This is a genomic window from Acidovorax sp. 106 (assembly GCF_003663825.1).
Taxonomy (GTDB): Bacteria; Pseudomonadota; Gammaproteobacteria; order Burkholderiales; family Burkholderiaceae_C; genus Acidovorax.
On record NZ_RCCC01000001.1, the window covers coordinates 2273035 to 2293954 of the forward strand.

20 protein-coding genes are annotated in these 20920 nt (G+C 64.5%); 7 read left to right on the forward strand and 13 right to left on the reverse strand.

Annotated elements, in window-relative coordinates; translation table 11 throughout:
* Window positions 1-33: 33 nt before the first annotated feature.
* Genes arsC through C8C98_RS10150 form a run of 3 tightly spaced genes read right to left on the reverse strand, consistent with a single transcriptional unit; the run spans window position 34 to window position 1531 of the window.
* The gene (arsC, locus tag C8C98_RS10140; protein ID WP_121454159.1) at window positions 34-381 is read right to left on the reverse strand and encodes an arsenate reductase (glutaredoxin); all 348 of its coding nucleotides are present in this window, start codon (window positions 379-381) and stop codon (window positions 34-36) included.
* Window positions 378-1058: a DUF1045 domain-containing protein gene (locus C8C98_RS10145; RefSeq protein ID WP_121454160.1), complete on the reverse strand. Its 681-nt coding sequence runs from the start codon at window positions 1056-1058 to the stop codon at window positions 378-380. The genes arsC and C8C98_RS10145 overlap by 4 nt, the downstream gene beginning before the upstream one ends.
* Complete coding sequence (locus C8C98_RS10150; protein ID WP_121456177.1) at window positions 1055-1531, reverse strand: Lrp/AsnC family transcriptional regulator; 477 nt, start codon at window positions 1529-1531, stop codon at window positions 1055-1057. Before C8C98_RS10150 ends, C8C98_RS10145 begins: the two co-directional genes overlap by 4 nt.
* 97 nt (window positions 1532-1628) lie before the next feature.
* Here C8C98_RS10150 and C8C98_RS10155 point away from each other — a divergent pair, with 97 nt between their 5' ends.
* From C8C98_RS10155 to C8C98_RS10165, 3 genes are all read left to right on the forward strand, one after another.
* Window positions 1629-2609, forward strand: a complete 981-nt coding sequence (locus C8C98_RS10155) for an EamA family transporter (protein ID WP_121454161.1) — start codon at window positions 1629-1631, stop codon at window positions 2607-2609.
* 191 nt (window positions 2610-2800) lie between these two features.
* Window positions 2801-3133, forward strand: a complete 333-nt coding sequence (locus tag C8C98_RS10160; RefSeq protein WP_121456178.1) for a DUF1840 domain-containing protein — start codon at window positions 2801-2803, stop codon at window positions 3131-3133.
* Between the two features lie 96 nt (window positions 3134-3229).
* Complete coding sequence (locus C8C98_RS10165) at window positions 3230-3721, forward strand: YcxB family protein (protein WP_121454162.1); 492 nt, start codon at window positions 3230-3232, stop codon at window positions 3719-3721.
* A 96-nt stretch (window positions 3722-3817) separates the two neighbouring features.
* On the opposite strand, the gene C8C98_RS10170 is transcribed toward C8C98_RS10165, so the two are convergent.
* Window positions 3818-4849 (reverse strand): tripartite tricarboxylate transporter substrate binding protein, encoded by a 1032-nt coding sequence (locus C8C98_RS10170; protein WP_121456179.1) that lies wholly within the window; start codon window positions 4847-4849, stop codon window positions 3818-3820.
* Window positions 4850-5123: 274 nt separating this feature from the next.
* Window positions 5124-6110 carry a tripartite tricarboxylate transporter substrate-binding protein gene (locus C8C98_RS10175; RefSeq protein ID WP_121454163.1) on the reverse strand — a complete coding sequence of 329 codons (987 nt, stop codon included), beginning with the start codon at window positions 6108-6110 and terminating at the stop codon, window positions 5124-5126.
* Between the two features lie 74 nt (window positions 6111-6184).
* Between C8C98_RS10175 and C8C98_RS22060 the strand changes: the two genes are divergently transcribed.
* Window positions 6185-6322 (forward strand): hypothetical protein, encoded by a 138-nt coding sequence (locus tag C8C98_RS22060; RefSeq protein ID WP_233574505.1) that lies wholly within the window; start codon window positions 6185-6187, stop codon window positions 6320-6322.
* 5 nt (window positions 6323-6327) lie between these two features.
* Here the strand turns inward: C8C98_RS22060 and C8C98_RS10180 are convergent, their stop codons facing one another.
* The 7 genes from C8C98_RS10180 to C8C98_RS10210 form a co-directional block, all read right to left on the reverse strand.
* Complete coding sequence (locus C8C98_RS10180; RefSeq protein ID WP_121454164.1) at window positions 6328-7575, reverse strand: phenylacetate--CoA ligase family protein; 1248 nt, start codon at window positions 7573-7575, stop codon at window positions 6328-6330.
* A 229-nt stretch (window positions 7576-7804) separates the two neighbouring features.
* The gene (locus C8C98_RS10185) at window positions 7805-8617 is read right to left on the reverse strand and encodes an ABC transporter ATP-binding protein (protein WP_121454165.1); all 813 of its coding nucleotides are present in this window, start codon (window positions 8615-8617) and stop codon (window positions 7805-7807) included.
* A 232-nt stretch (window positions 8618-8849) separates the two neighbouring features.
* Window positions 8850-10178: an ABC transporter substrate-binding protein gene (locus C8C98_RS10190; protein WP_121454166.1), complete on the reverse strand. Its 1329-nt coding sequence runs from the start codon at window positions 10176-10178 to the stop codon at window positions 8850-8852.
* Window positions 10179-10225: 47 nt separating this feature from the next.
* The gene (locus C8C98_RS10195) at window positions 10226-11302 is read right to left on the reverse strand and encodes a branched-chain amino acid ABC transporter permease (RefSeq protein WP_121454167.1); all 1077 of its coding nucleotides are present in this window, start codon (window positions 11300-11302) and stop codon (window positions 10226-10228) included.
* A gap of 151 nt (window positions 11303-11453) precedes the next feature.
* Window positions 11454-12383, reverse strand: coding sequence for a branched-chain amino acid ABC transporter permease (locus C8C98_RS10200; protein ID WP_121454168.1), 930 nt, complete (start codon window positions 12381-12383; stop codon window positions 11454-11456).
* A 15-nt stretch (window positions 12384-12398) separates the two neighbouring features.
* Entirely contained in the window at window positions 12399-13184 is a 786-nt protein-coding gene (locus C8C98_RS10205; RefSeq protein WP_121456180.1) for an ABC transporter ATP-binding protein, read from the reverse strand.
* A gap of 35 nt (window positions 13185-13219) precedes the next feature.
* Window positions 13220-15166, reverse strand: a complete 1947-nt coding sequence (locus C8C98_RS10210; protein ID WP_121454169.1) for a long-chain fatty acid--CoA ligase — start codon at window positions 15164-15166, stop codon at window positions 13220-13222.
* A 514-nt stretch (window positions 15167-15680) separates the two neighbouring features.
* Here C8C98_RS10210 and C8C98_RS10220 point away from each other — a divergent pair.
* From C8C98_RS10220 to C8C98_RS10230, 3 genes are all read left to right on the forward strand, one after another.
* Entirely contained in the window at window positions 15681-17507 is a 1827-nt protein-coding gene (locus C8C98_RS10220; RefSeq protein ID WP_121454170.1) for an AAA family ATPase, read from the forward strand.
* 5 nt (window positions 17508-17512) lie between these two features.
* Window positions 17513-18313 carry a general secretion pathway protein GspB gene (locus C8C98_RS10225; RefSeq protein ID WP_121454171.1) on the forward strand — a complete coding sequence of 267 codons (801 nt, stop codon included), beginning with the start codon at window positions 17513-17515 and terminating at the stop codon, window positions 18311-18313.
* 110 nt (window positions 18314-18423) lie between these two features.
* Window positions 18424-19167 carry a Crp/Fnr family transcriptional regulator gene (locus C8C98_RS10230; RefSeq protein ID WP_199726578.1) on the forward strand — a complete coding sequence of 248 codons (744 nt, stop codon included), beginning with the start codon at window positions 18424-18426 and terminating at the stop codon, window positions 19165-19167.
* A gap of 48 nt (window positions 19168-19215) precedes the next feature.
* On the opposite strand, the gene C8C98_RS10235 is transcribed toward C8C98_RS10230, so the two are convergent.
* Complete coding sequence (locus C8C98_RS10235; protein WP_121454173.1) at window positions 19216-20892, reverse strand: methyl-accepting chemotaxis protein; 1677 nt, start codon at window positions 20890-20892, stop codon at window positions 19216-19218.
* Between the last annotated feature and the right edge of the window lie 28 nt (window positions 20893-20920).

Sequence of the window (20920 nt, forward strand, 5' to 3'; positions counted from 1 at the left end):
CCTGACGCAGGCTTGATGCGGCTCAGCGCGCTTTTACAAAATCTCCAGCACCGCCTCAATAGGCCGGCCTACCCGCGTGCCACGGGGGCTGCTGGCCACGGGGCGGTTCAGCAGGACCGGGTGGGCGGCCAGGGCGTCCAGCAACTGGTCGTCGGTGACGCCTGGGGCGTCCAGGTGCAGCTCTTTGAACAGCGGCTCTTTGGTGCGCACCAGGTACAGCGCGCCCTGGCCGCTGCTGGCCACCAGGGCTTGCAGCGTGGTGCGGCTGGGTGGGTGTTTGAGGTAATCGACCACCACAGGCTCCACACCGCGCTCGCGGACCAGGACCAGGGCGTTGCGCGAGGTGCTGCACTTGGGGTTGTGAAAAAAAGTGACGCTCATAGCGGGTTGGGCTCAGTTGCTGTTGAAGTTGCAGTAGCGGGCGCCAGCTCAAAGTGGTCCAGCAGCACGAAGTCGTCTTGCGGGTGCTTTTGTGAAAACAGCGCCAAGCTGTCGATGTGCTGGGGTGGCAGGTCAGCGAAAAACTGCTGTGCCACGTCTTCCACCACATCCTGCAGCGGCGGCTGTATCAGGTGTAGCGGTCCGGTCAGGGGCAGGTGGAATGTCCAGGGCAGGTCGTCTGTCGCCGCATCGTTGGGTTGCGGTGCCGCCACCGTCTGCAAGGCTTGCTGGCATTGGGTGGCCCAGGCGTTCAGCGCGGCATGGGCGCGGTGGCCTGGGGTGGGGCCTAAGGCCAGCACGCCTGCGTGGCGTACCACCTGCAGTGGGGGCAAGGCCATGGTTTGCCATTGGGTGGCCAGGCGGTGCACGGTGGCTTGCAGGGTGAGCCAGTCTGCGCCCTCGGCCAGGGCAAAGCTGGGGGCCCAGGCGGCGCGCCAGCCCCATTGGCGGGGGCGGGCCGTGAGCAGGTGCAGCACCTCGGGCGGCACTTCGGCAATGTCGAGCTGGGGCAGGGTGCGCAGTTGCGCGGCGCAGCGGCCCAGCCAGTGGCTGCCCGCCAGCCAGCCCAGCGTGCCGGGCTGGGGCGCCCAGGCCAGGGTGTAGCGAGGGGCGGTCATGTGCCCGTCGGGGTTGGGGTTTTGCCGGGCTGCAGCTTGCCCAGGTCCAGCGGCCGGTCTTCAAAGGCGGTGCTCAGCACCACGGTGCTGGTAGTGCGGGCCACGCCCTCAATGGCCTTGATTTGGTAGATGACGTCTTCGAGTGCGCGGGCGTGGGTGGTGCGGATCTTGGCCAGGAAGTCGTATTCGCCCGCCACGCTGTGCAGCTCTTGCACCTCGGGCATGGCGCGCAGGCGCGGGGCCACTTCGCGGCAGTGGATGCCGCCATCGTTGCGGATCGCCACAAAGGCGGTGAAGCTCAACCCCACCCGGTCGGGGTCCACGCTGATGGAAAAGCGCCGGATCACGCCCTTGTCCAGCAGCTTCTTGACCCGTTCGTGCACGGCCGCCGTAGACAGTCCCACTTCAGCCCCGACATCGGCGTAAGAGCGACGGCCATCTTCACCAAGCGCCGAAATAATTCTGGCGTCCATGTCGTCTGTCTGAATATTTGCTTGCATAAGGCCTGTGATTCGGTAAAAATTCCTGAAACCGCTGGTTTTCCATAAATTATTCGGTCAGGTGAAGAATATGCCGACATTTTTCAATGTGCAAGGGTCCAAGTGGGGTCTGGGGCGCTCTGGGGCGCTGGTGCTGGCCTTGTTGCTGGTGTATGTGGTGTGGGGCACCACGTATTTCGCCATTGGCATTGCGCTGCAAAGCATGCCGCCGCTGTGGATGAATGCCATCCGTTTTTTGTGCGCAGGCGGGGTGATGCTGCTCGTAGCGCTGTGGCAGGGGCACACCCTGCCCTCGGTCGTGCAGTGGCGCAACGCAGCTTTGGTGGGCGCGCTCATGGTGTTCGGCGCCATGAACTGTGTCGGCTTGGCGCAGAAGCTGGGCATTGGATCGGGCCTGATGGCCACGGTGGTCACCACCATGCCCATGTGGCTGGCCCTGTGGACGCGCTGGGGCGGCGAGCGCGTGCCGTTGACCAGTTGGGTGGGCCTGGCGCTCGGCGTGGTGGGCGCGCTGCTGCTGGCGCTGGAGGGCGACTTCTCGGCCACCTGGCAAGGCGCCTTGTTTGCTTTTGGTGCGCCGCTGTGCTGGAGCGTGGGCTCGTACGCGTCGCGCAAGCTCACGCTGCCTGCTCCCGCCATGGCTGCGGCCGCGCAGTGGCTGGTGGGCGGCGCACTGTGCTTCGTTGTCGCGGCCTGGGTGGAGTCCGTGGGGGCGCTGGCGCATGTCTCGGCCAAGTCGTGGGCAGCCTGGGTGTACTTGGTTGTGTTTGGCACGCTCATCGCCCTCAATGCCTACTTGTGGCTGTTGCAAAACGCCTCGGCCGCATTGGCGGGCAGCTACTCATTTGTGAACCCTGCCGTGGCCCTGTTGGTGGGTGTGGCGCTGGGGGGCGAGCTGCTCACCGGCTGGGTGTTTGCCGCGCTGCCGCTGATTGCCGGGGCGCTGGTGTGCATCCTGTATGGGCCCCTGGTGCTGGGCCTGTGGCAGCGCAATGTGGTGCCCCGGCTGCGCGCGGCCTGGGCATCTGGAGACCGCCAGCGGCAAATGTAATGCTATTGAATTGATAGCTGCTAGCGCTCGTATTTTGTGCGCTGGAGGCTATTTTTGTTCGAAATGATGGCGAGCCGTCCGCAAGTGTGGCCTGAGAACCTGTCGGCCTGTGCTGACAGACGGCAGCGCTAACGCGGTTAGGCTTGGGGCTGATCGTCCCCACACCCAACCTGCTCCTGGAGTGCTTTGCCATGCTCTACAAATTCAAATCCCGCGCCGCTGCCGACCTCATCCTGCTGGAACCCCAGGGGCGGCAGATCTTGCAAATCATTGGCAAAGCGCCAGCGCCCAACGGCATCGTGACGGCTGCGCAAATCCCGGCCGCGCTGGCCGCTCTGGAGGCCGCCGTGGCCGCTGACGAAGCGCGCCTGCGCGAGGCCGCGCAACAGGCCGCAGAGGCGGACCCGAACGCACCGGAAGACGAGCCCCGCGACATAGTCCGCCTGCGCCAGCGTGCAGCTCCGTTCATCGACCTGTTGCGCCGCAGCCTGCAAGAGGACTGTGATGTGGTCTGGGGTGTCTGAGGGCTTTGAACAGGTTCTTAGTCCATTGAAAGAACTGCCCTCAAGCGCGTCATGCCATGATGGAATGGCACGGAGCCGTCCATCGCCTTTGCCACCATGCCCTACCACGCCGAACTTCGCTACGACAAAGCCCTGATCCGGTCGGCCGCCGCTGTGTACTGGCGGCGCACGGTGGGTTTACGCCTGCCTTGGGTGTGTGTGGCGATGGGCGGTTTCCTGGTCTACCTGGTGGCGCAGGGGCATCGCAGCTGGGTGGAAGGGGTGCTGGGGGCCACGTTGGTCTTTGGCTGCGCGATGATGGTGGCGGTCTTTGTCGTTCACTACCGCAATGGGCTGGCCAAACTGCGGGACATGCGCGAGCCGGTGGCGCAGCTCCGGGTGGACGAGACAGGCCTCGCCGTTGAATCCCTGGCAGGCAAGGCGGCGCTGCCCTGGTCTGCGGTGCAAGAGGTGTGGCGCTGCGAAGGGTTCTGGCTCGTGCTGCTGTCGCCCGCGCAATTCATCACCGTACCGACCCGAACGCTGGGCCCTGACATGCAGGCGTTTGTGATGTCCCAACTGTCTGCCGCAGGTGCGCGAATTCGTTGACTGGCGGCACTGGCGGTATTTGCAGGACTACAGGGCCATGGGCCCGCAGAGCCCCTGCGGTGACAGGGGCCGCAGGTGCCTTGTCACCGCAGCAGGTCAATCCACCTTCGCCCCTGACACCTTCACCACCCCCGCCCATTTCTGGTGTTCCTGCTCAATGTGGCGCGCAAACTCGGCCGGGGTGTTGCCGCCTGGGATGGCGCCTTGGGCGGTGAGCCGTTCTTTCACGGCCGGGCTGGCCAGCGCTTTGGCCGTCTCTTGCTGGATGCGATGGACGATGTCAGGGGCGGTGCCCGCAGGGGCCAGCAGGCCGAACCAGGAACTGGCCTCAAAGCCCTTGAGGGCCGGGCCGCCAGCCTGCTCCACCGTGGGCACATCGGGCAGTGCGGCAGAGCGCTGGCTGCTGGTCACGGCCAGGGCCACCAGCTTGCCAGCCTTGATCTGCGCCATGGACGAGGGCAGGTTGTCGAACATCACATCGGCGTTGCCCGCCACCATGTCCATCAGCGCGGGGCCCGAGCCTCGGTACGGCAGGTGCAGCATGTAGGTGCCCGTCATGCTTTTGAACAGCTCGCCCGCCAGGTGGATGGAGGTGCCGTTGCCGCTGGACGCCATGTTCAGTTTGCCGGGGTTGGCCTTGGCTGCTTTGATGAAGTCCTGCACGTTGGTCACGCCCAGGACTTTGGCCTTGTCGGGGTTCATCACCATCACGTTGGGCACGGCGGCCACCAGGGTGATGGGTACAAAGTCCTTGATGGGGTCGTAAGGTAGCTTGGCGTACAGCGCGCGGTTGATGCCGTGCGTGCCCACGGTGCCCATGAGCAAGGTGTAGCCGTCGTTGGCAGACTTGGCCACAGCCTCGGCCCCCACATTGCCGCCCGCGCCAGCGCGGTTTTCCACAATGAAAGGTTGCCCGAAAGCGCGGCCCAGCTCAGGCGCCATGGCGCGCGCCAGGATGTCGGTGGTGCCGCCGGGGGCAAAGGGCACGATGATGCGCACGGGCTTGTTGGGCCAGCCAGCCGCTGAGCCGGGCGCAGCCTGCGCATGGGCATTGCCGGGTACGAGCAGCGAGGCGGCTGCAGCCACCGCCAAGGCGCCCGCTGCTGTCAGGGTGAATGCAAGGGCCATGGCCTTGCGGCGGCTGCGCGCCTGGCTGCGGGCTTGGATTTGTGCGCTGGAGCTTGCAGGTGGGTGGACTCGGTGCAGCGATGTCATGGGGCTAGTCCTTTTTGAATCTATGGGCATTTGCAGCAGCCGCCGCATGCCTCAGTTCTACGCGGGTGTGCGAGGCACGGGCAGATGGGATTACCCGAACAGTGGTACCGCCGCCAATCAAAAAAGCCACCGGGCCCAGTGGACGCGGTGGCTTGTGCTGCACTGGCGTTGCCGCCAGGCGCAGGCATCAGTCAGCGTAAGTGCCAGCGGCCTTGATGACGGCGCCCCACTTGTTGATCTCAGACTGCACAAATTGTTTGTGTTCAGCAGGTTCGATGCGCTTGTCGGTGGCCACCACGGCGCCCAGGCCTTCTTGCTTCTTGATGAACTCGGGGTCCTTCAGGGCCACCTTGATGGCTTCGTTGATCTTCTTGAGCACGTCGGCAGGGGTGCCCTTGGGCGCGTACACGCCGTGCCAGATGGTCACGTTGAAGTCCTTCACACCCGACTCGGCCAGTGTGGGCAGGTCTTTGAGGGCTGGCGTGGTGAGGCGCTTGGTGGTGGTCACGGCGTAGGCCTTGACCTTCTTGCCTTCGATCTGCGACGTGGTGTTGGTGGTCTGGTCGCACAGCAGATCGATCTGGCCGCCGATCAGATCGGTGATGGCGGGGGCGGTACCCTTGTAAGGCACAGGGGTCATGTCCACCTGCAGCGCGCTTTGGAACATCAGACCGCACAGGTGCGATGCCGAGCCTTGGCCCGCATTGCCCAGGTTGATCTTGCCCTTGTTCTGGTTGATCCAGGCCGACAGCTCCTTGTAGTTGTTGGCGGGCATGCTGGGCTTGGCGATCAGCGTCATGGGCACATCGTTGATGATGCCCAGGTACTCAAAATCATTGGCTACGTTGAACGACAGCTTGCGGTACATCGTGGGCATGGTGGACATGCTGATGTGGTTGAGCAGCAGCGTGTAGCCGTCGGGGGTGGCGCGGGCCGCCTTGGCGGTACCGATGGTGCTGCCAGCACCGGCCGTGTTGTCCACCACCACGCTCACACCCAGGGGTTTGCGCAGGGCTTCGGCCAGGTCGCGCGCCACGCGGTCTGTGGGGCCGCCCGCTGCGTAAGGAACCACCAGCGTGATCGTCTTGTCTTTGGACGGGAACTCTTGCGCTTGTACGCCGAAGGCGGTGACCACTGCGGCGGCGGCCAGCGAGAGTTTCAGCAGATTTTTCATGGATGCTCCTTTGATTGACGGGGCGATGATAGCCACGGACTTTGGCCAGACCATACGTGTTGCCCGCAGCGTGCGTGGTTTCTCGTTTTAAGAAAAAAAAGCCTATTGCGCTTATAAATAAAGCGTTAGTAGCTATATTTTTAATAGCTAATCAAGGGAAAACCCTGGGTGAAAAATGCGGCTTTTTTGTGGTGGCGCATTCCCGCTGTTGAAGGCGTCAGCGGTAGCTGCGCGCATCTTCGATCACCCGGCCGTCGTTGGGCAGCGTGCCAGGCGGCACCATCTGCACCTCGCCGCGCAGCTTGGTCACCTCGCGGATCGCGTCCGAGAGCTGGTGGGCCAAACCCTCGGCGGTCTCAGTGGTCTCGACCTGCAGCACCATCTGGTCGTTGGCCATTTCGCCGCTGACCACGAGGCGCGCTCGCAATACCTGCGGAAAACGCTTGGCGATCTGCGCCACCTGCCCCGGGTGCACAAACATGCCGCGCACCTTGGTGGTCTGGTCGGCCCGGCCCATCCAGCCCTTAATGCGCGTGCCCGTGCGCCCCGTGGGACAGGTGCCGGGCAGCACGGCAGACAGGTCACCGGTACCAAAGCGAACGAGAGGGTAGTCGGGGTTGAGCGTGGTGATGACCAGTTCGCCCACTTCGCCCTCGGGCACCGGGTCGCCCGTGCCGGGACGCACGATCTCGACGATCACGCCCTCGTCCAGCACCAGGCCTTCGCGGGCCGAGGTTTCATACGCAATCAACCCCAGGTCGGCGGTGGCGTAGCACTGGTATCCCGCAATGCCGCGCTCGGCAAACCAGTCGCGCAGCGATGGTGGAAAGGCTTCGCCAGAGACCAGCGCCTTGGTCACCGTGGGCAGCGCCACGCCCATCTCGGCAGCTTTTTCGACAATGATTTTCAGAAAGCTGGGCGTGCCGATGTAGCCCGCAGGCTGCAGCTCGGCCATGGCCTGCACCTGCTGCTCGGTCTGGCCCGTGCCGCCGGGGAACACGGTGCAACCCAGCGCATGCGCGCCGGTTTCCATCATCGAGCCCGCAGGCACAAAGTGGTAGCTGAAGCTGTTGTGGATCAGCTCGCCGCGCCGAAAGCCCGCCGCGTAAATGGCCCGCGCCATGCGCCAATAGTCGGGCCGCGTGCCCTCGGGCTCGTAGATGGTGCCAGGGCTGGCAAACACGCGCGTCATGCCCGGCCCAAAACCCAGCGCACTGAAGCCCCCAAACACATTGCTGGCGCGGCCCGCCTGCTGGCGCTCCAGCAGCTCGTACTTGCGCGTGACGGGCAAATGCGCCAGGGCTGCGCGGCTGGTCACGCCCGCCGCATCCACCCCCGCGAGTATGCTGGCAAACGCGGGCGATGCCTTCTGGGCATGGGCGATCTGCTGCGGCAGCGCCGCCATCAGCGCCGCTTCCCGCGCCCCAGGGCTGCGGGTTTCCAGGTCGTCATAAAACGTGCTCATGCCTGGGGTTCCTTGTGAGGTGGTTTGAAGTGAAATAGGCTTCTAGCGCTTATCCAACTGGCGCAAGCAGCTATGAAATTGAGAGTAAATGCGTCGTGGGTTATTGCTGAAACAGGGCGCTGCCGCCCACACTGGCGTGGCCGCAGCCAGCGCACCCGTGGAACTGGCTTTGCCAGGCCACCGGGTGCGTCCCCCTGAGGGGGAAGGCGCGCAGCGCCACAGGGGCTCGTCAGGCCAACCAGCGCTTGCGCCGCTTGTAGCTTTTGACATCCTTGAAACTCTTGCGCTCACCGCCACCGACGCCGAGGTAGAACTCTTTCACGTCCTCGTTGCTGGCCAGGTCGCTGGCGGCGCCGTCCATCACCACGCGGCCGCTTTCCATGATGTAGCCGTAGTCCGAATACTTGAGGGCCATGTTGGTGTTCTGCTCGGCCAGCAAGAAGGTGACCTTCTCCTTGGTGTTCAGGTCCTTCACGATGTTGAACACCTCCTCCACGATCTGCGGCGCCAGGCCCATCGATGGTTCATCCAGCAGCACCATGCTGGGGTTGGCCATGAGCGCGCGTCCGATGGCGCACATCTGCTGCTCACCGCCCGACGTGTAGGCCGCCTGCGACGTGCGGCGTGTTTTGAGGCGCGGGAAGTAGTTGTAGACCTTCTCCAGATTGGCCGCGATCTCGGCCTTGCTGGTGCGGGTGTAGCTGCCCGTCATCAGGTTCTCTTCAATGGTCAGGTGGGCAAAGCAGTGCCGCCCCTCCATCACCTGCACCACGCCGCGCTGCACCAGGTCGGCGGGCGAGAGGTTTTCGATGCGCTCGCCGCGCAACTCGATGCTGCCTTTGGTGACCGCACCACGCTCGCCCTGCAGAAGGTTAGAGATGGCGCGCAGGGTCGTCGTCTTGCCCGCCCCGTTCCCTCCCAGGATGGCCACGATGGACCCCTCGCGCACCTGCAGCGAGACGCCCTTGAGCACCAGGATCACGTGGTTGTAGATGACCTCGATGCCGTTGACGTTGAGAACAATATTGCTGTTGGAGTCCATGGTCTTCCTTCGCTGTGCCAATCGAAAGGGCTGCGGTACAGCACAAACCTTTCGATTGGCGGCTGCCGGGGAAGGCAGCCGCTTCGTCACCAGCCGTCGATACGGTCGCAGCGCCATCGCCAGGGACACCGTGGAACTGGCTTTGCCAGGCCACCGGTGTCGTCCCCCTTCCCGAATCGCGCCAGCGATTCGAGAGAAGGGGGAAGCGGCAAAGCCGCTCAGGGGGATGTACTCAGCTATTGCAATCAGCAGGGTCGCGCCGCGCCATCTTCTTGTCGGCCAGGTACTTGTCTGCACCGGCCTTCACCATGGGCTTGAGGATTTGCTCGTCAGCCTGGTACCAGTCCGACGAGAAGTTCCACTTCTTGCCGTCCCAGGTGTGCACGCGCGACCAGGTGGAGCCCATGTGGTCGGCGCAGCTGGTGGACACGGGGCGCATCACGTCGTTAAAGCCCAGCGCGTCCAGCTTCTTCTGGTCCAGCGCCAGGTTTTCCATGCCCCAGCGCACTTGCTCGCCGGTCATGACCTTGCCCTTGCCAAAGCGTTCTTGTGCGCGGCGCACAGCTTCCACCGCCAGCATCTGGATGATCACGCCGCGGGTGTACAGCACCGAGCCGACTTCGTCCTTGGGGCCCGTGCCCTGGCCCTTGTCGTGCACGTGTTTCAGGATGTCCTGCATCACCTTGCTTTGCTGGCCGTAGCCGTTGAGCGCCAGCGCGTTGTAGCCCTTGGCACCTTCGCCCACATCGCGTACATCGGGCTCGGCACCGGCCCACCACACGCCATACATCTTGTCGCGGGGGTAGCCGGTGGCCTGGGCTTCCTTCAAAGCAGTGGAGTTCATCACGCCCCAGCCCCACAGCAGCACGTAGTCGGGGCGGCTTTGGCGCACCTGCAGCCAGGTGGCTTTTTGCTCCACGCCAGGGGCCGTCACGGGCAGCATCTGTAGCTCAAAGCCGTGCATCTTGGCGCGCTCTTGCAGCACCGGGATGGGCTCCTTGCCAAACGGGCTGTCGTGGTAGACCAGGGCAATCTTCTTGCCCTTGAGTTTGTCCAGCCCGCCGTTGGCCTTGCCCAGGTGCTGGATCAGGATGTCCGCGCCCGTCCAGTAGCTGCCCATGTAGGGGAAGTTCCACTTGAACGCCTGCCCGTCCTGCGCCACCGACAGGCCATAGCCCAGCGTGATCAGGGGAATCTTGTCCACAGGTGCTTTTTCGGTCAGCGCAAAAGTGATGCCGGTGGACTGCGGGTCAAACAGCGTCACGCCAGGGCGGCTCTTGAGGCGCTCGTAGCATTCCACGCCCCGGTCGGTGGCGTAGCCGGTTTCACATTCTTCAAAGGTGAGTTTCACGCCGTTGATGCCGCCATCGCGGGCGTTGATCATCTTGATGTAGTCCTGCTTGCCGTTGGCCCATGGCACACCGTTGGGTGCATACGGCCCCGTGCGGTAAGACAGCAGCGGGAAGAACTGCTCCTTCGCTTGTGCCATCGCACTGGTCGCAAGCGACGACGCTCCAGCGGCAACGACCGCTGCGGCAATCACGATTTTGGAAAGCTTCATGGATGTCTCCTTTGGATGAATGTGTTGAAGCACGGGGGAACCGGGGGTCAGTGGGGGAAGGGCCACAGACGCAGTTTTTGCTTGGCGGTGGACCACAGCTTGGCCAGGCCGTGGGGCTCGACGATCAGGAACCACACGATCAGCGCACCAAAGATCATCAGCTCGGCGTGCGAGACGCCTGCGGTGGAGATCTCGATACCGAACAGCCCCATGAACGCGGGCAGGAACTGGTTGAGCACGATGGGCAGCACCACGATGAAGGCCGCGCCAAAGAACGCACCCATGATGGAGCCCAGGCCGCCGATGATGACCATGAACAGCAGGCGGAACGACACCTCCACCGAGAAGGCTGCAGGCTCCCAGGCACCCAGGTGCACAAAGGCCCACAGCGCACCGGCCATGCCCACGATGAAGGAGCTCACGGCAAAGGCGCTGAGCTTGGCGTACATCGGGCGAATGCCGATCACCGCTGCCGCCACGTCCATGTCGCGGATGGCCATCCACTCGCGGCCAATGGCACCGCGCACCAGGTTCTTGGCCAGCAAGGCGACCACTACCAAAATGGCCAGGCAGAAAATGTATTTGCTGGTGGCGCTTTCAATCGGCATGCCCAGCACCTGCAGGCCATTGACCGACACCGAGCCAGAGTCCGAGTTGTTAGTGAACCACTTGATGCGCAGGAACATCCAGTCCGAAAAGAACTGCGCGGCCAGCGTGGCCACGGCCAGGTACAGCCCCTTGACGCGCAGGCTGGGCAGCCCGAACAAGATGCCGAAGAACGTGGCGCACAGCCCGCCCAGGATGAGTGCCGGAATCAGCGGCATGCCTGGAAAGCGCACAAAGAAGTTGTACGCGCCATAGGCCCCCACGGCCATGAAGGCGCCCGAGCCCAGCGAGATCTGCCCGCAGTAGCCCACCAGAATGTTCACCCCCAGAGCCGCCAGCGCCATGATGACGAAGGGGATCAGGATGGCGCGGAAGATGTAGTCGCTGGCCAGCATGGGCACGGCGATGAAGGCAATGGCCAGGATGATGCCGATGGCAATGCGGTCCTGCGCGATCGGGAAGATCTGCTGGTCAGCGCGGTAGCTCGTCTTGAACTGGCCGTTTTCGCGGTAGAGCATGGGGTGTCTCCTGTTGTTCTTGTGATGGGTTACACGCGGTGCGTGATCTTTTGCACGGGGGCGCACCTGCGGTGCCCTGTGTGAACTGCGTTCCCACAGTCAACGTGCTGCGCACGTTGTGCCTCCTTCGAAAAATCATTGCTCTCGTATTTCATACGCGATCAATGATTTTTTCTCCGAACAAACCTTGCGGTCTGAACAGAAGGAACACCAGCGCCAGCACATACGCAAACCAGATCTCGATGCCGCCGCCCACGAAGGGGCCCAGGTAAACCTCGGAGAGCTTTTCGCCCACGCCGATGATCAGGCCGCCGATGATGGCGCCGGGCACTGAAGTCAGGCCGCCCAGGATCACCACCGGCAGCGCACGCAGGGCCACCGTGGTGAGCGAGAACTGCACCCCGAGCTTGCTGCCCCAGATCATCCCGGCCACCAGGGCCACCACACCTGCCACGCACCACACGATCACCCAGATGCGGTTCAAAGGGATGCCGATGGATTGGGCCGCCTGGTGGTCGTCGGCCACGGCGCGCAGTGCGCGGCCGGTAGAGGTTTTCTGAAAGAACACCGACAGCAGGGCCACCAGCGCGGCGGCGATGGCAGCAGCAATCACATCTTCCTTGTTGATCAGGATGCCGCCCTGGAACACGCTGTCGAAGGCGAAGATCGGCTCCTTGGGCATGCCCACGTCGATCTTGTAGATGTCGCTGCCAAACAGCGTCTGGCCCAGCCCTTCGAGGAAGTAGGTGATGCCCAGCGTGGCCATCAGCAGCGTGGCGCCTTCCTGGTTGACCAGGTGGCGCAGCACCAGCTTTTCAATCAGCCAGGCCACCACAAACATGATGGCGCCTGCGATCACAAAGGCCGCCAGGTTGGCCACGATGGGGTTGTCGATGCCGGTCCACTTCGGGATCCATTCGGCAAAGCGGGCCATGGCCAGCGCTGCGAACAGCACCATGGCGCCTTGGGCAAAGTTGAAGACGCCCGAGGCCTTGTAGATCAGCACAAAGCCGAGCGCCACCAGCGAATACAGCATGCCGGCCATGAGGCCGCCGATGAGGGTTTCTAAAAAGAATGCCATGTGTGGTTCTCCTGATCAGTGCGACGTGCCGAGGTAGGCACTGATCACGTCTTCGTTGTTGCGCACTTCGTCAGGGCTGCCGTCGCCAATCTTCTTGCCGTAGTCGAGCACCACCACGCGGTCGCTGATGTCCATCACTACGCCCATGTCGTGCTCGATCAGCACGATGGTGGTGCCGAACTCGTCGTTCACGTCCAGGATGAAGCGGCACATGTCCTGCTTTTCTTCCACGTTCATGCCGGCCATGGGTTCATCGAGCAGCAGCACTTGCGGTTCCATGGCCAGGGCGCGGCCCAGGTCCACGCGCTTTTGCAGCCCGTAGGGCAGTTGGCCCACGGGGGTCTTGCGGTAGGCCTGGATTTCGAGGAAGTCGATGATGTGTTCGACATATTCGCGGTGGCGAATCTCTTCGCGCTCGGCGGGGCCCCAGCGCAGGGCCTGCAAGAGCAGGTTGCTTTTGATCTTGAGGTTGCGGCCGGTCATGATGTTGTCGATCACGCTCATGCCCTTGAACAGCGCCAGGTTCTGGAACGTGCGGGCCACGCCCATCTCGGCCACCTGGCGCGAGTTCATGTGCGAGAACGTCTTGCCCCGGAAGGTGATCGAGCCGTCCTGCGGCGTGTACACGCCATTGATGCAGTTGAGCATGGAGCTTTTGCCCGCGCCGTTGGGGCCGATGATGGCGCGGATCTCGTGCTCGCGCACGTTGAAGGAGATGTCGGTCAGTGCCTTCACGCCGCCGAATCGGAGGCTGATGTTCTTGACGTCGAGGATGACGTCGCCGATCTTCTTGGTGGTCATGGTGGGGGGCTTCTCCAGCGGGTAGAGCGCGGGTTTCATGCGGCGCTCTTCACAGGCGCAAACGTCTTCGTATCCGACAGCTTGAGCGTGGCGCTCACGCTGCCCGTGCGGCCGTCTTCAAACTTCACCTGGGTCTCGATGTATTGCTCGGTACGGCCCGCGTACAAGGCATCGACCAGCACGCCGTACTTGTCGGCAATGAAGCCGCGGCGGACCTTGTTGGTGCGGGTGAGTTCACCGTCGTCGGCATCCAGCTCTTTGTGCAGCACAAGGAAGCGGCTCACCTGGCTGCCCGCCAGCATGGCGTCGGTGGAGAGGTCGGCATTGACTTTTTCGATGCACTCGCGGATCAGCTCGTACACCTCGGGTTTTTGGGCCAGGTCGGTGTAGCCCGCGTAGGGCAGGTTGCGGCGCTCGGCCCAGTTGCCCACGGCGTCGAAGTCGATGTTGACCATCACGCAGACCTGCTCGCGTTTGTCGCCCAGGGCCACCACTTCCTTGATGTGCGGGAAGAACTTGAGCTTGTTCTCCACGTACTTGGGCGCGAACATGGCGCCGTCATTGGCTCCACCCTGGATGCGGCCCACATCTTTGACGCGATCGATGATCTTGAGGTGGCCGTGCGCATCCAGAAAGCCTGCATCACTGGTGTGGTACCAGCCGTCGGCCGTCAGCACCTCGGCGGTGGCGGCTGGGTTCTTGTAGTACTCCTTGAGTAGCCCGGCCGACTTGACCAGGATCTCGCCGTTGTCGGCCACCTTGATCTGCACGCCGCGAATGGGCACACCCACGGTGTCGGCGCGCGCCTGGTTGTCGGGCTGCAGGCACACGAACACGGCGGTCTCGGTGGAGCCGTACAGCTGCTTGAGGTTGATGCCGATGGAGCGATAGAAGGTGAACAGGTCGGGGCCAATGGCCTCGCCCGCCGTGTAGGCCACACGCACGCGGCTGAAGCCCAGGTTGTTGCGCAGCGGGCCGTACACCAGCAGGTTGCCCAGGGCGTATTTGATGCGGTCGAGCGTGCTCACAGCCTCGCCGTCCATCAGGGCCGGGCCCACGCGTTTGGCAACGGCCATGCAGGCCTCGAACATCTTGCGCTTGAGGGTGCCTGCGTCTTCCATGCGGATCATCACGCTGGTGAGCAGGCCTTCAAAAATGCGGGGGGGCGCAAAGTAGTAGGTGGGGCCGACTTCCTTGAGGTCGATGGTCACGGTGCTGGCCGACTCGGGGCAGTTCACCACGTAGCCGCAAGCCAGCCACTGGGCGTAGCTGAAGATGTTCTGGCCGATCCAGGCAGGCGGCAGGTAGGCCAGCACTTCTTCGGCGCTGGTGAGTTTGTCGAACTCAGCACCTGCGCTGGCGCGGTCCAGCAGGGTGCTGTGGGTGTGCACCACGCCCTTGGGGTTGCCGGTGGTGCCTGAGGTGAAGAACATCGCGGCCACGTCCTCGGGTCGGGCCTTGGCCACCTCGGCCTGGAACCAGCCGGGGTTTTGCGCCACAAAGGCGGTGCCGGATTCGATCAGTGCATCCAGCGAGTCCAGGCCTTGCTCGTTGTAGTTGCGCAGGCCCCGTGGGTCGTCATAGAAGATGCGGGTGATCTGCGGGCATTGCTCGCGGATTTCGAGCATCTTGTCCACCTGCTCCTGGTCTTCCACCAGGCAAAAGCGCACCTCGGCGTTGTTGAGTGGGAAGATGCATTCGGCCGCGACAGCGTCCTGGTACAGCGGTACGGGAATGGCGCCCAGCGACTGGGCGGCCAGCATGGTGGCGTACAGGCGGGGGCGGTTGGCGCCAATCACCACCATGTGCTCGTGGCGCTGCAACCCAGCTTGGCGCAGCCCCGCAGCCACGGTCTCCACCAGCCGGGCCAGGTCTGCCCAGCTGTGGGTCTGCCAGATGCCGTATTCCTTTTCACGCAGCGCCGGTGCTGTGGGGCGCTCGGCGGCGTGCTTGAGCAGCAGTTGCGGGAACGTGGTCAACATTGCAGGTTCCTAGAAGGTGAGGGCTGTCAGCCTGGGGACATTCTGAGGCGCCGCCCAAGGGCTGCGCTTTTGCCTATGGACTGAATGCTAGGACTGACTTTGACGTTATCTTGTCTTGCCGACGACAATTTACGGGAAACTACTCCTCGGGTGAAACCCTCCTCTCCAGAGAACCTGTTCAAAGTCTTTTTGGAGTTGCACAAGTGCCTTGCCGGGATGGGCTGCTAGGCGTAGCGCGCGGCCAATAGCCCGTGCTATTGGCAAGCGGTGCAACAACGCAGACCGCCCGGCAAGCCACTTGCCCGAAGGGTTGGAGTGAAATCGGGCGATTGGAAGCCCCGGCTGCTTGCATGGGCACGAGCCCATGCGGCGCATCCGCGGCATCCACTCATCCCGATTGCACTCCAATGCAATCTCCAACAAGACTTTGAACAGGTTCTGAGAAAGCCTCGTGAAAGTCTGATGACTTCGGGCTGGGCCGTGCGCGTTGGATGGGGGCGTTATCCTTGCCAGCATGTACGCCCCGTTCTTCGGTCTCCAGCACCCGCCGTTTTCGATTGCCCCTGACCCGCGCTATCTTTTCATGAGCGAGCGGCACCGGGAGGCCCTGGCCCACCTGCTCTATGGGCTGGATGCAGGCGGCGGCTTCGTGTTGCTGACAGGCGAGGTGGGCGCAGGCAAGACCACGGTGTGCCGCTGCTTTCTGGAGCAAATCCCTGAGCACTGCAATGTGGCCTACATCTTCAACCCCAAGCTCACCGTGGGGGAGTTGCTGCGTTCCATCTGCGACGAGTTTGGCGTGCCCCACAAGCCCAATGTGCCGGGGGTGGAAACCGTCAAGGACTACATCGACCCCCTGAATGCCTCGCTGCTGGCGGCGCATGCGGCCGGGCGCAACACGGTGCTCATCATTGACGAGGCGCAGAACCTGGAAGCCGACGTGCTGGAGCAGCTGCGCCTGCTCACCAACCTGGAAACCAACGAGCGCAAGCTGCTGCAGATCATCCTGATTGGCCAGCCAGAGCTGCGCACGATGGTGGCGCGCCCCTCGCTGGAGCAATTGGCGCAGCGCGTGATCGCGCGCTTTCACCTCGACGCACTGAGCCCGCAGGAAACCCAGCAGTACATTGCGCACCGCTTGGCCGTGGCCGGGCTGCGCGGCCCTGTGCCGTTCAGCCGCCGGGCGCTGCGGCGCGTGCATGTGCTGTCGCGCGGCATCCCGCGGCGCATCAACCTGCTGTGCGACCGCGCCCTGCTCGGCGCCTATGCAGCCGGGCAGCACGCGGTCAGCAAAGCCATCATCGAGCGGGCCGCGCGCGAGGTGTTTGGCACCCAGCCGCCGACCAGGGCTTCGAGCGGTACACGCTCGCCCCTGCCACGGTGGGCGGTTGCAGGCATGGGCCTGGTGGCGGGGGCTGCCATGGTGGCTGCGGCTGGCTGGGCGTTGGGTGTTCGCCCAGCGCTGAAGGCGCCAGGCGCTGCGCAGGCCGTTGGGGCTGGCGTTGCCGGGCCGCTGGGCACTGCGTCCAGCGCACAGGTGAAGCTGCCGCAGCCCAAGGCCCCTGCGCCTGCACAGGCGGCATCCAGTACGCTGGCCACGCCGGTGGCTGCAAGCGCTACCGCATCTGCACCTGGCCAGCCTGCGTCCACCGCCCGCTCCACGGCGCTTACCGCGTCCGATGCGCCCGCCACAGCGGCCACAGCAGTCCTTGGGCCTGCTTCCGGGTTGCAGCAGTTTCTGCAAGCGCAGTCACCCGGGGATGCTTCGGCTTGGCAGGCGCTGGCCTTGGCCTGGGGCGTGGCATTGCCCGAGGGGGCAGATGCGTGCGCCACGCTAGCGCGCGACGGGTTGCGCTGCTACCGCAATCGGCGTGCGGGCCTGAACCTGATCCGGCAGATCGACCGGCCGACGTTGCTCATGTTGTCCCCATCGAGTGAGGGGGAGGCGACGGTGCCTGCCGTGCTGCGCAGCCTGGATGACGATGTGGCCACACTGCAAAGTGGTGGCCGCACGCTGCATGTGCCCGTGGCCGACCTGGCCCAGGTGTGGCGCGGGGACATGGTCACCTTGTGGCGCGCGCCGCCCGGCATGCCTGACAAGGGGGAAATCACGGACGGCGCCGCTGGCGCGGCCTGGCTGGACGCGCGCTTGGCATCCAAGGCCGCCGGCGGGGCTGGCCCCAGCGCCCGCCCGGTGACGCCAGCGCTGCGCCAGGCCCGCATCCATCGCTTTCAACTGGCCCAGGGGGTGACGCCCGACGGCCGGGCTGGGCCTCTGACCCTCATGCTGCTCAACCGCGCCACTGGCGTGAAAGAACCTCGTTTGCGCAACGGCGCCTGATTTTTATGTCCTACATCCTTGATGCACTGCGGCGCGCAGAAGCCGAGCGAGGCCGGGGCGCTGTGCCCGGTCTCCATACGCAGGCCATGTCGGCCCCGCGTGCTGATTCCCCCGGCCCCGGCCACTGGCTGCTGTGGGGGGGCGCCGTGGTTGCCGTGGCAGGACTTGCGGCGGGGGGTACGTGGTGGGCCATGCAGCGCAGCGCGCCTGCGGCTGTCCCTGCCGTGGCGGCTCCTCCTGCAACCCCTGTGGCCCCGGTGGCCGCGGCCACTGCGCCCGCAGTCCCCGTGGCTCCCGCACCTGTGCCTGTGCCTGTGCCTATGTCCGATCCCAGCCCCAGCCCACTTCTCCCACCCGCGCCGGTCACGCTAGAGCCACGCCCCGTGGCACCCAAACGCGTTGCTGAGCCCGTGCGTGAAAAGCCTGCTGCTGCGCCCGCGACTGCGCAGGCGCGTGTTCGCGAAACTCCAGTGCCTGCCCCTGCTCCCTCCACCCGCTCGCAGCCCCCCGCACCGGTGACTCCACCTGCTGCCGCGCCTGCAGCAGCCCCGCCTGGGGCCGCGCCGCCGAATGGCCCGGTGTTTGCGCAGAGCGACTTGCCGCCTTCGGTGCGGGAGCAGTTGCCTGCGTTGGCTGTGACGGGGGCGACCTACTCCAGCAATCCGGCGCACCGCATGGCCATCGTCAATGGGCAGGTGCTGCAGGAGGGAGACCAGGCTGCGCCAGGCCTCAAGCTCGAACGCATTGAGCAAAGCCGCACCGTCTGGTCGTTTCATGGCTATCGCTACGCAGTGCGATTGCAGTAGGGGCCGCATGCCCTGCGCTGCCAATTGGCAATAGATGGGGGTTTGGGCGACAATTTGGTCCGCGATGTTCCGCGCCAATGCGGCCCCATTCCCCCAGCCCGGTGAGCTTCATGAACCAGGACCTGTCATTGCACCAGCGCCGCCGCCCGCCCACAGCGGCTGAGATGGCCAATATCCCGTGGCTGCAGAGGCTGCCGTCCCCCGAGCGCGAGCGCGCCGAGGCGGCGCTGTTGGTGGGCGATGCCGCACCAGGCGACTTTGTGTGCCGTGTGGGGCGGCCGGTGACCTACTGGTTTGGTGTGGTGGAAGGCTTGCTCAAGATGAGCAGTGACAACGCCCAGGGGCAGACGATGACTTTCACCGGCGTGCCGCCGGGCGGCTGGTTTGGGGAGGGCACCGCCATGAAGCGCGAGCCCTACCGCTACAACATCCAGGCGCTGCGCAAAAGCGTGGTGGCGGGGCTGCCGATCGATACCTTTCACTGGCTGCTGGACCATTCCATTGGCTTCAATCGCTTTGTCATGCACCAGCTCAATGAGCGGCTGGGCCAGTTCATCGCAGCGCGCGAGATTGACCGGCTGACCAACCCCGACGTGCGCGTGGCGCGCAGCCTGGCATCGTTGTTCAACCCGGTGCTGTACCCCGGGGTGGGCGAAGTGCTGCGCATCACCCAGCAAGAGCTGGCCTACCTGGTGGGTTTGTCGCGCCAGCGGGTCAATGAGGCGTTGACGGCATTGCAGGCGCAGGGCGCCATTCGGGTGGAGTATGGCGGCGTGCGCGTGCTCGACCTGGGGGCGTTGCAGTCCAGCGTGTTTGCCCACAAGGCCTTCGCGGCGCATTCCGCTACCGTTTGAAAGAACCCGTGCGCTGGTGCGGTCACGACCGCACCGGCCGCCCTGCCATCAACCCCGAGGCAGTGCGATGCGTTGCGCGGTCCGCGCAACAGCAGGGGTGGGGGAGGGCGATGCCGCGGCAGGCACTTCCCAGTCGCGGTGGTTGGCGTTGTCCCGCGTCAGACGGAAGGTGTGCACCATCTGCGTCAGGCGGCCCGCCTGGTCCTTGAGGCTTTCGGCCGCTGCCGCGCCTTCTTCCACCAGGGCCGCGTTTTGCTGGGTCATTTCTTCCAACGACCCCACCGAATGGCTGACGTCGGTGATGCGCTGGCTTTGCTCCTGGGTGGCGGCCGTGATCTCGGCCATGATGTCCGACACCTGACGGACGGACTGCACCAGCTGCGCGATGCTGGCGCCCGCATGGTTGACCAGGGTGCTGCCTTCTTGCACCTGTTGGGCGCTGTCGTTGATGAGGGTCTTGATCTCGCGCGCGGCATTGGCCGCCCGGCCTGCCAGGCCACGCACCTCGCTGGCCACCACGGCAAAGCCCCGGCCCTGCTCGCCCGCGCGGGCGGCTTCCACGGCCGCGTTCAGCGCCAGGATGTTGGTCTGGAAGGCAATCGAATCGATCACCCCGGTGATATCGGAAATTTTGCGCGAGCTGGCGCTGATGGCGTCCATGGTGCGCACCACTTTCGAGACCACCTCGCCGCCCTGCGTGGCCGCGCTGGACGCCTTGGAGGCCAGTCCGTTGGCCTGGTGGGCCGATTCCGCACTTTGTGCCACGGTGCCCGTCAGGTCGGCCAGGGCGGCCGATGCGCCTTGCAGGTTGTGCGAGGTTTGCTCGGTGCGCTGGCTCAGGTCCTGGTTGCCTGATGCCACTTCCGAGCTGGCCACGAGGATGGAGTCGGCCGTCTGCCCGATCTCGCCGACCAGACTGCGCAGCCGCTCTTGCATGGCTGCAATGGCTTCGAGCAGCCGCCCGGTTTCGTCGTTGATGCGCACCTCCACCTGCGAGGTCAGGTCGCCGCGCGCAATGCGCTCGGCCACCACCACGGCGCGGCCAATGGGCTGGGTGATGCTGGAGGTGATGCGCCAGGCAATCAGCACGCCCAAGCCCATGGCCATGGCCACCAGCAGCCCGCCGCTCCAGCGGGCGCGGGTTTGGGTGACTTCGGCAGAGGCAGTGGTTTCCTCATTCAGGCTGTTTTGCAGCGCAATCAGCTCGGCCAGGCGCTGGCGCCACAGGGCTTCGGCAGGGGCCGCGCGCGTCATCAGGCTCAGGCTGGCGGCCACAGTGTCGCCGTCGTCTGCCGACTGCATGGCGCCTTCGATTTCAGGGCGCGCTTTTTTGCTGGCTTCTTGCACTTGCTGCAGCAGGGTCGTTTCAGCCGCCGTGGCTGTCGTGGGGGTGATGAGTTCGGCCAACTGGGCTTCTTGCTTGGCGTAGTCCTGCAGCGTCTTGCGCACCGCCTGGATTTGCACCTGCGCTTGCTTGGGGTCGATCTCGTTGAGCATGGCGCTGGAGCGGCTTTGGATGCCCAGCGACCCTACGCTTTCGAGCATGCCGTTGACCAGCTTGGATTTCGCAGCTCCCGTGCCGGTGATGTCACGCATCTGCTCGTGCACCTTGTTCAGCGACAGTTGGCCCACCGTCGCCACGGCAATCAACAGCACCAGCAGGCAGCCGAACCCCAGCCCCAGGCGGGTGGAGATGGACAGGGATTTGAAGCGCGAGGGGGTCATGGTTTCCTTGGGGGCACTTGGTTGAAGT

Bases quoted from the DNA above. Each gene is read 5' to 3' on its own strand.
- C8C98_RS10230 (WP_199726578.1), top strand. From the start codon at position 18,424: ATGAACCAGGACCTGTCATTGCACCAGCGCCGCCGCCCGCCCACAGCG.
- C8C98_RS10225 (WP_121454171.1), top strand. From the start codon at position 17,513: ATGTCCTACATCCTTGATGCACTGCGGCGCGCAGAAGCCGAGCGAGGC.
- C8C98_RS10155 (WP_121454161.1), top strand. From the start codon at position 1,629: ATGCCGACATTTTTCAATGTGCAAGGGTCCAAGTGGGGTCTGGGGCGC.
- C8C98_RS10220 (WP_121454170.1), top strand. From the start codon at position 15,681: ATGTACGCCCCGTTCTTCGGTCTCCAGCACCCGCCGTTTTCGATTGCC.
- C8C98_RS10175 (WP_121454163.1), bottom strand. From the start codon at position 6,110: ATGAAAAATCTGCTGAAACTCTCGCTGGCCGCCGCCGCAGTGGTCACC.
- C8C98_RS10200 (WP_121454168.1), bottom strand. From the start codon at position 12,383: ATGGCATTCTTTTTAGAAACCCTCATCGGCGGCCTCATGGCCGGCATG.
- C8C98_RS10145 (WP_121454160.1), bottom strand. From the start codon at position 1,058: ATGACCGCCCCTCGCTACACCCTGGCCTGGGCGCCCCAGCCCGGCACG.
- C8C98_RS10180 (WP_121454164.1), bottom strand. From the start codon at position 7,575: ATGAGCACGTTTTATGACGACCTGGAAACCCGCAGCCCTGGGGCGCGG.
- C8C98_RS10160 (WP_121456178.1), top strand. From the start codon at position 2,801: ATGCTCTACAAATTCAAATCCCGCGCCGCTGCCGACCTCATCCTGCTG.
- C8C98_RS10235 (WP_121454173.1), bottom strand. From the start codon at position 20,892: ATGACCCCCTCGCGCTTCAAATCCCTGTCCATCTCCACCCGCCTGGGG.
- C8C98_RS10185 (WP_121454165.1), bottom strand. From the start codon at position 8,617: ATGGACTCCAACAGCAATATTGTTCTCAACGTCAACGGCATCGAGGTC.
- C8C98_RS10195 (WP_121454167.1), bottom strand. From the start codon at position 11,302: ATGCTCTACCGCGAAAACGGCCAGTTCAAGACGAGCTACCGCGCTGAC.
- C8C98_RS10170 (WP_121456179.1), bottom strand. From the start codon at position 4,849: ATGGCCCTTGCATTCACCCTGACAGCAGCGGGCGCCTTGGCGGTGGCT.
- arsC (WP_121454159.1), bottom strand. From the start codon at position 381: ATGAGCGTCACTTTTTTTCACAACCCCAAGTGCAGCACCTCGCGCAAC.
- C8C98_RS10150 (WP_121456177.1), bottom strand. From the start codon at position 1,531: ATGGACGCCAGAATTATTTCGGCGCTTGGTGAAGATGGCCGTCGCTCT.
- C8C98_RS10190 (WP_121454166.1), bottom strand. From the start codon at position 10,178: ATGAAGCTTTCCAAAATCGTGATTGCCGCAGCGGTCGTTGCCGCTGGA.
- C8C98_RS10210 (WP_121454169.1), bottom strand. From the start codon at position 15,166: ATGTTGACCACGTTCCCGCAACTGCTGCTCAAGCACGCCGCCGAGCGC.
- C8C98_RS10205 (WP_121456180.1), bottom strand. From the start codon at position 13,184: ATGACCACCAAGAAGATCGGCGACGTCATCCTCGACGTCAAGAACATC.
- C8C98_RS10165 (WP_121454162.1), top strand. From the start codon at position 3,230: ATGCCCTACCACGCCGAACTTCGCTACGACAAAGCCCTGATCCGGTCG.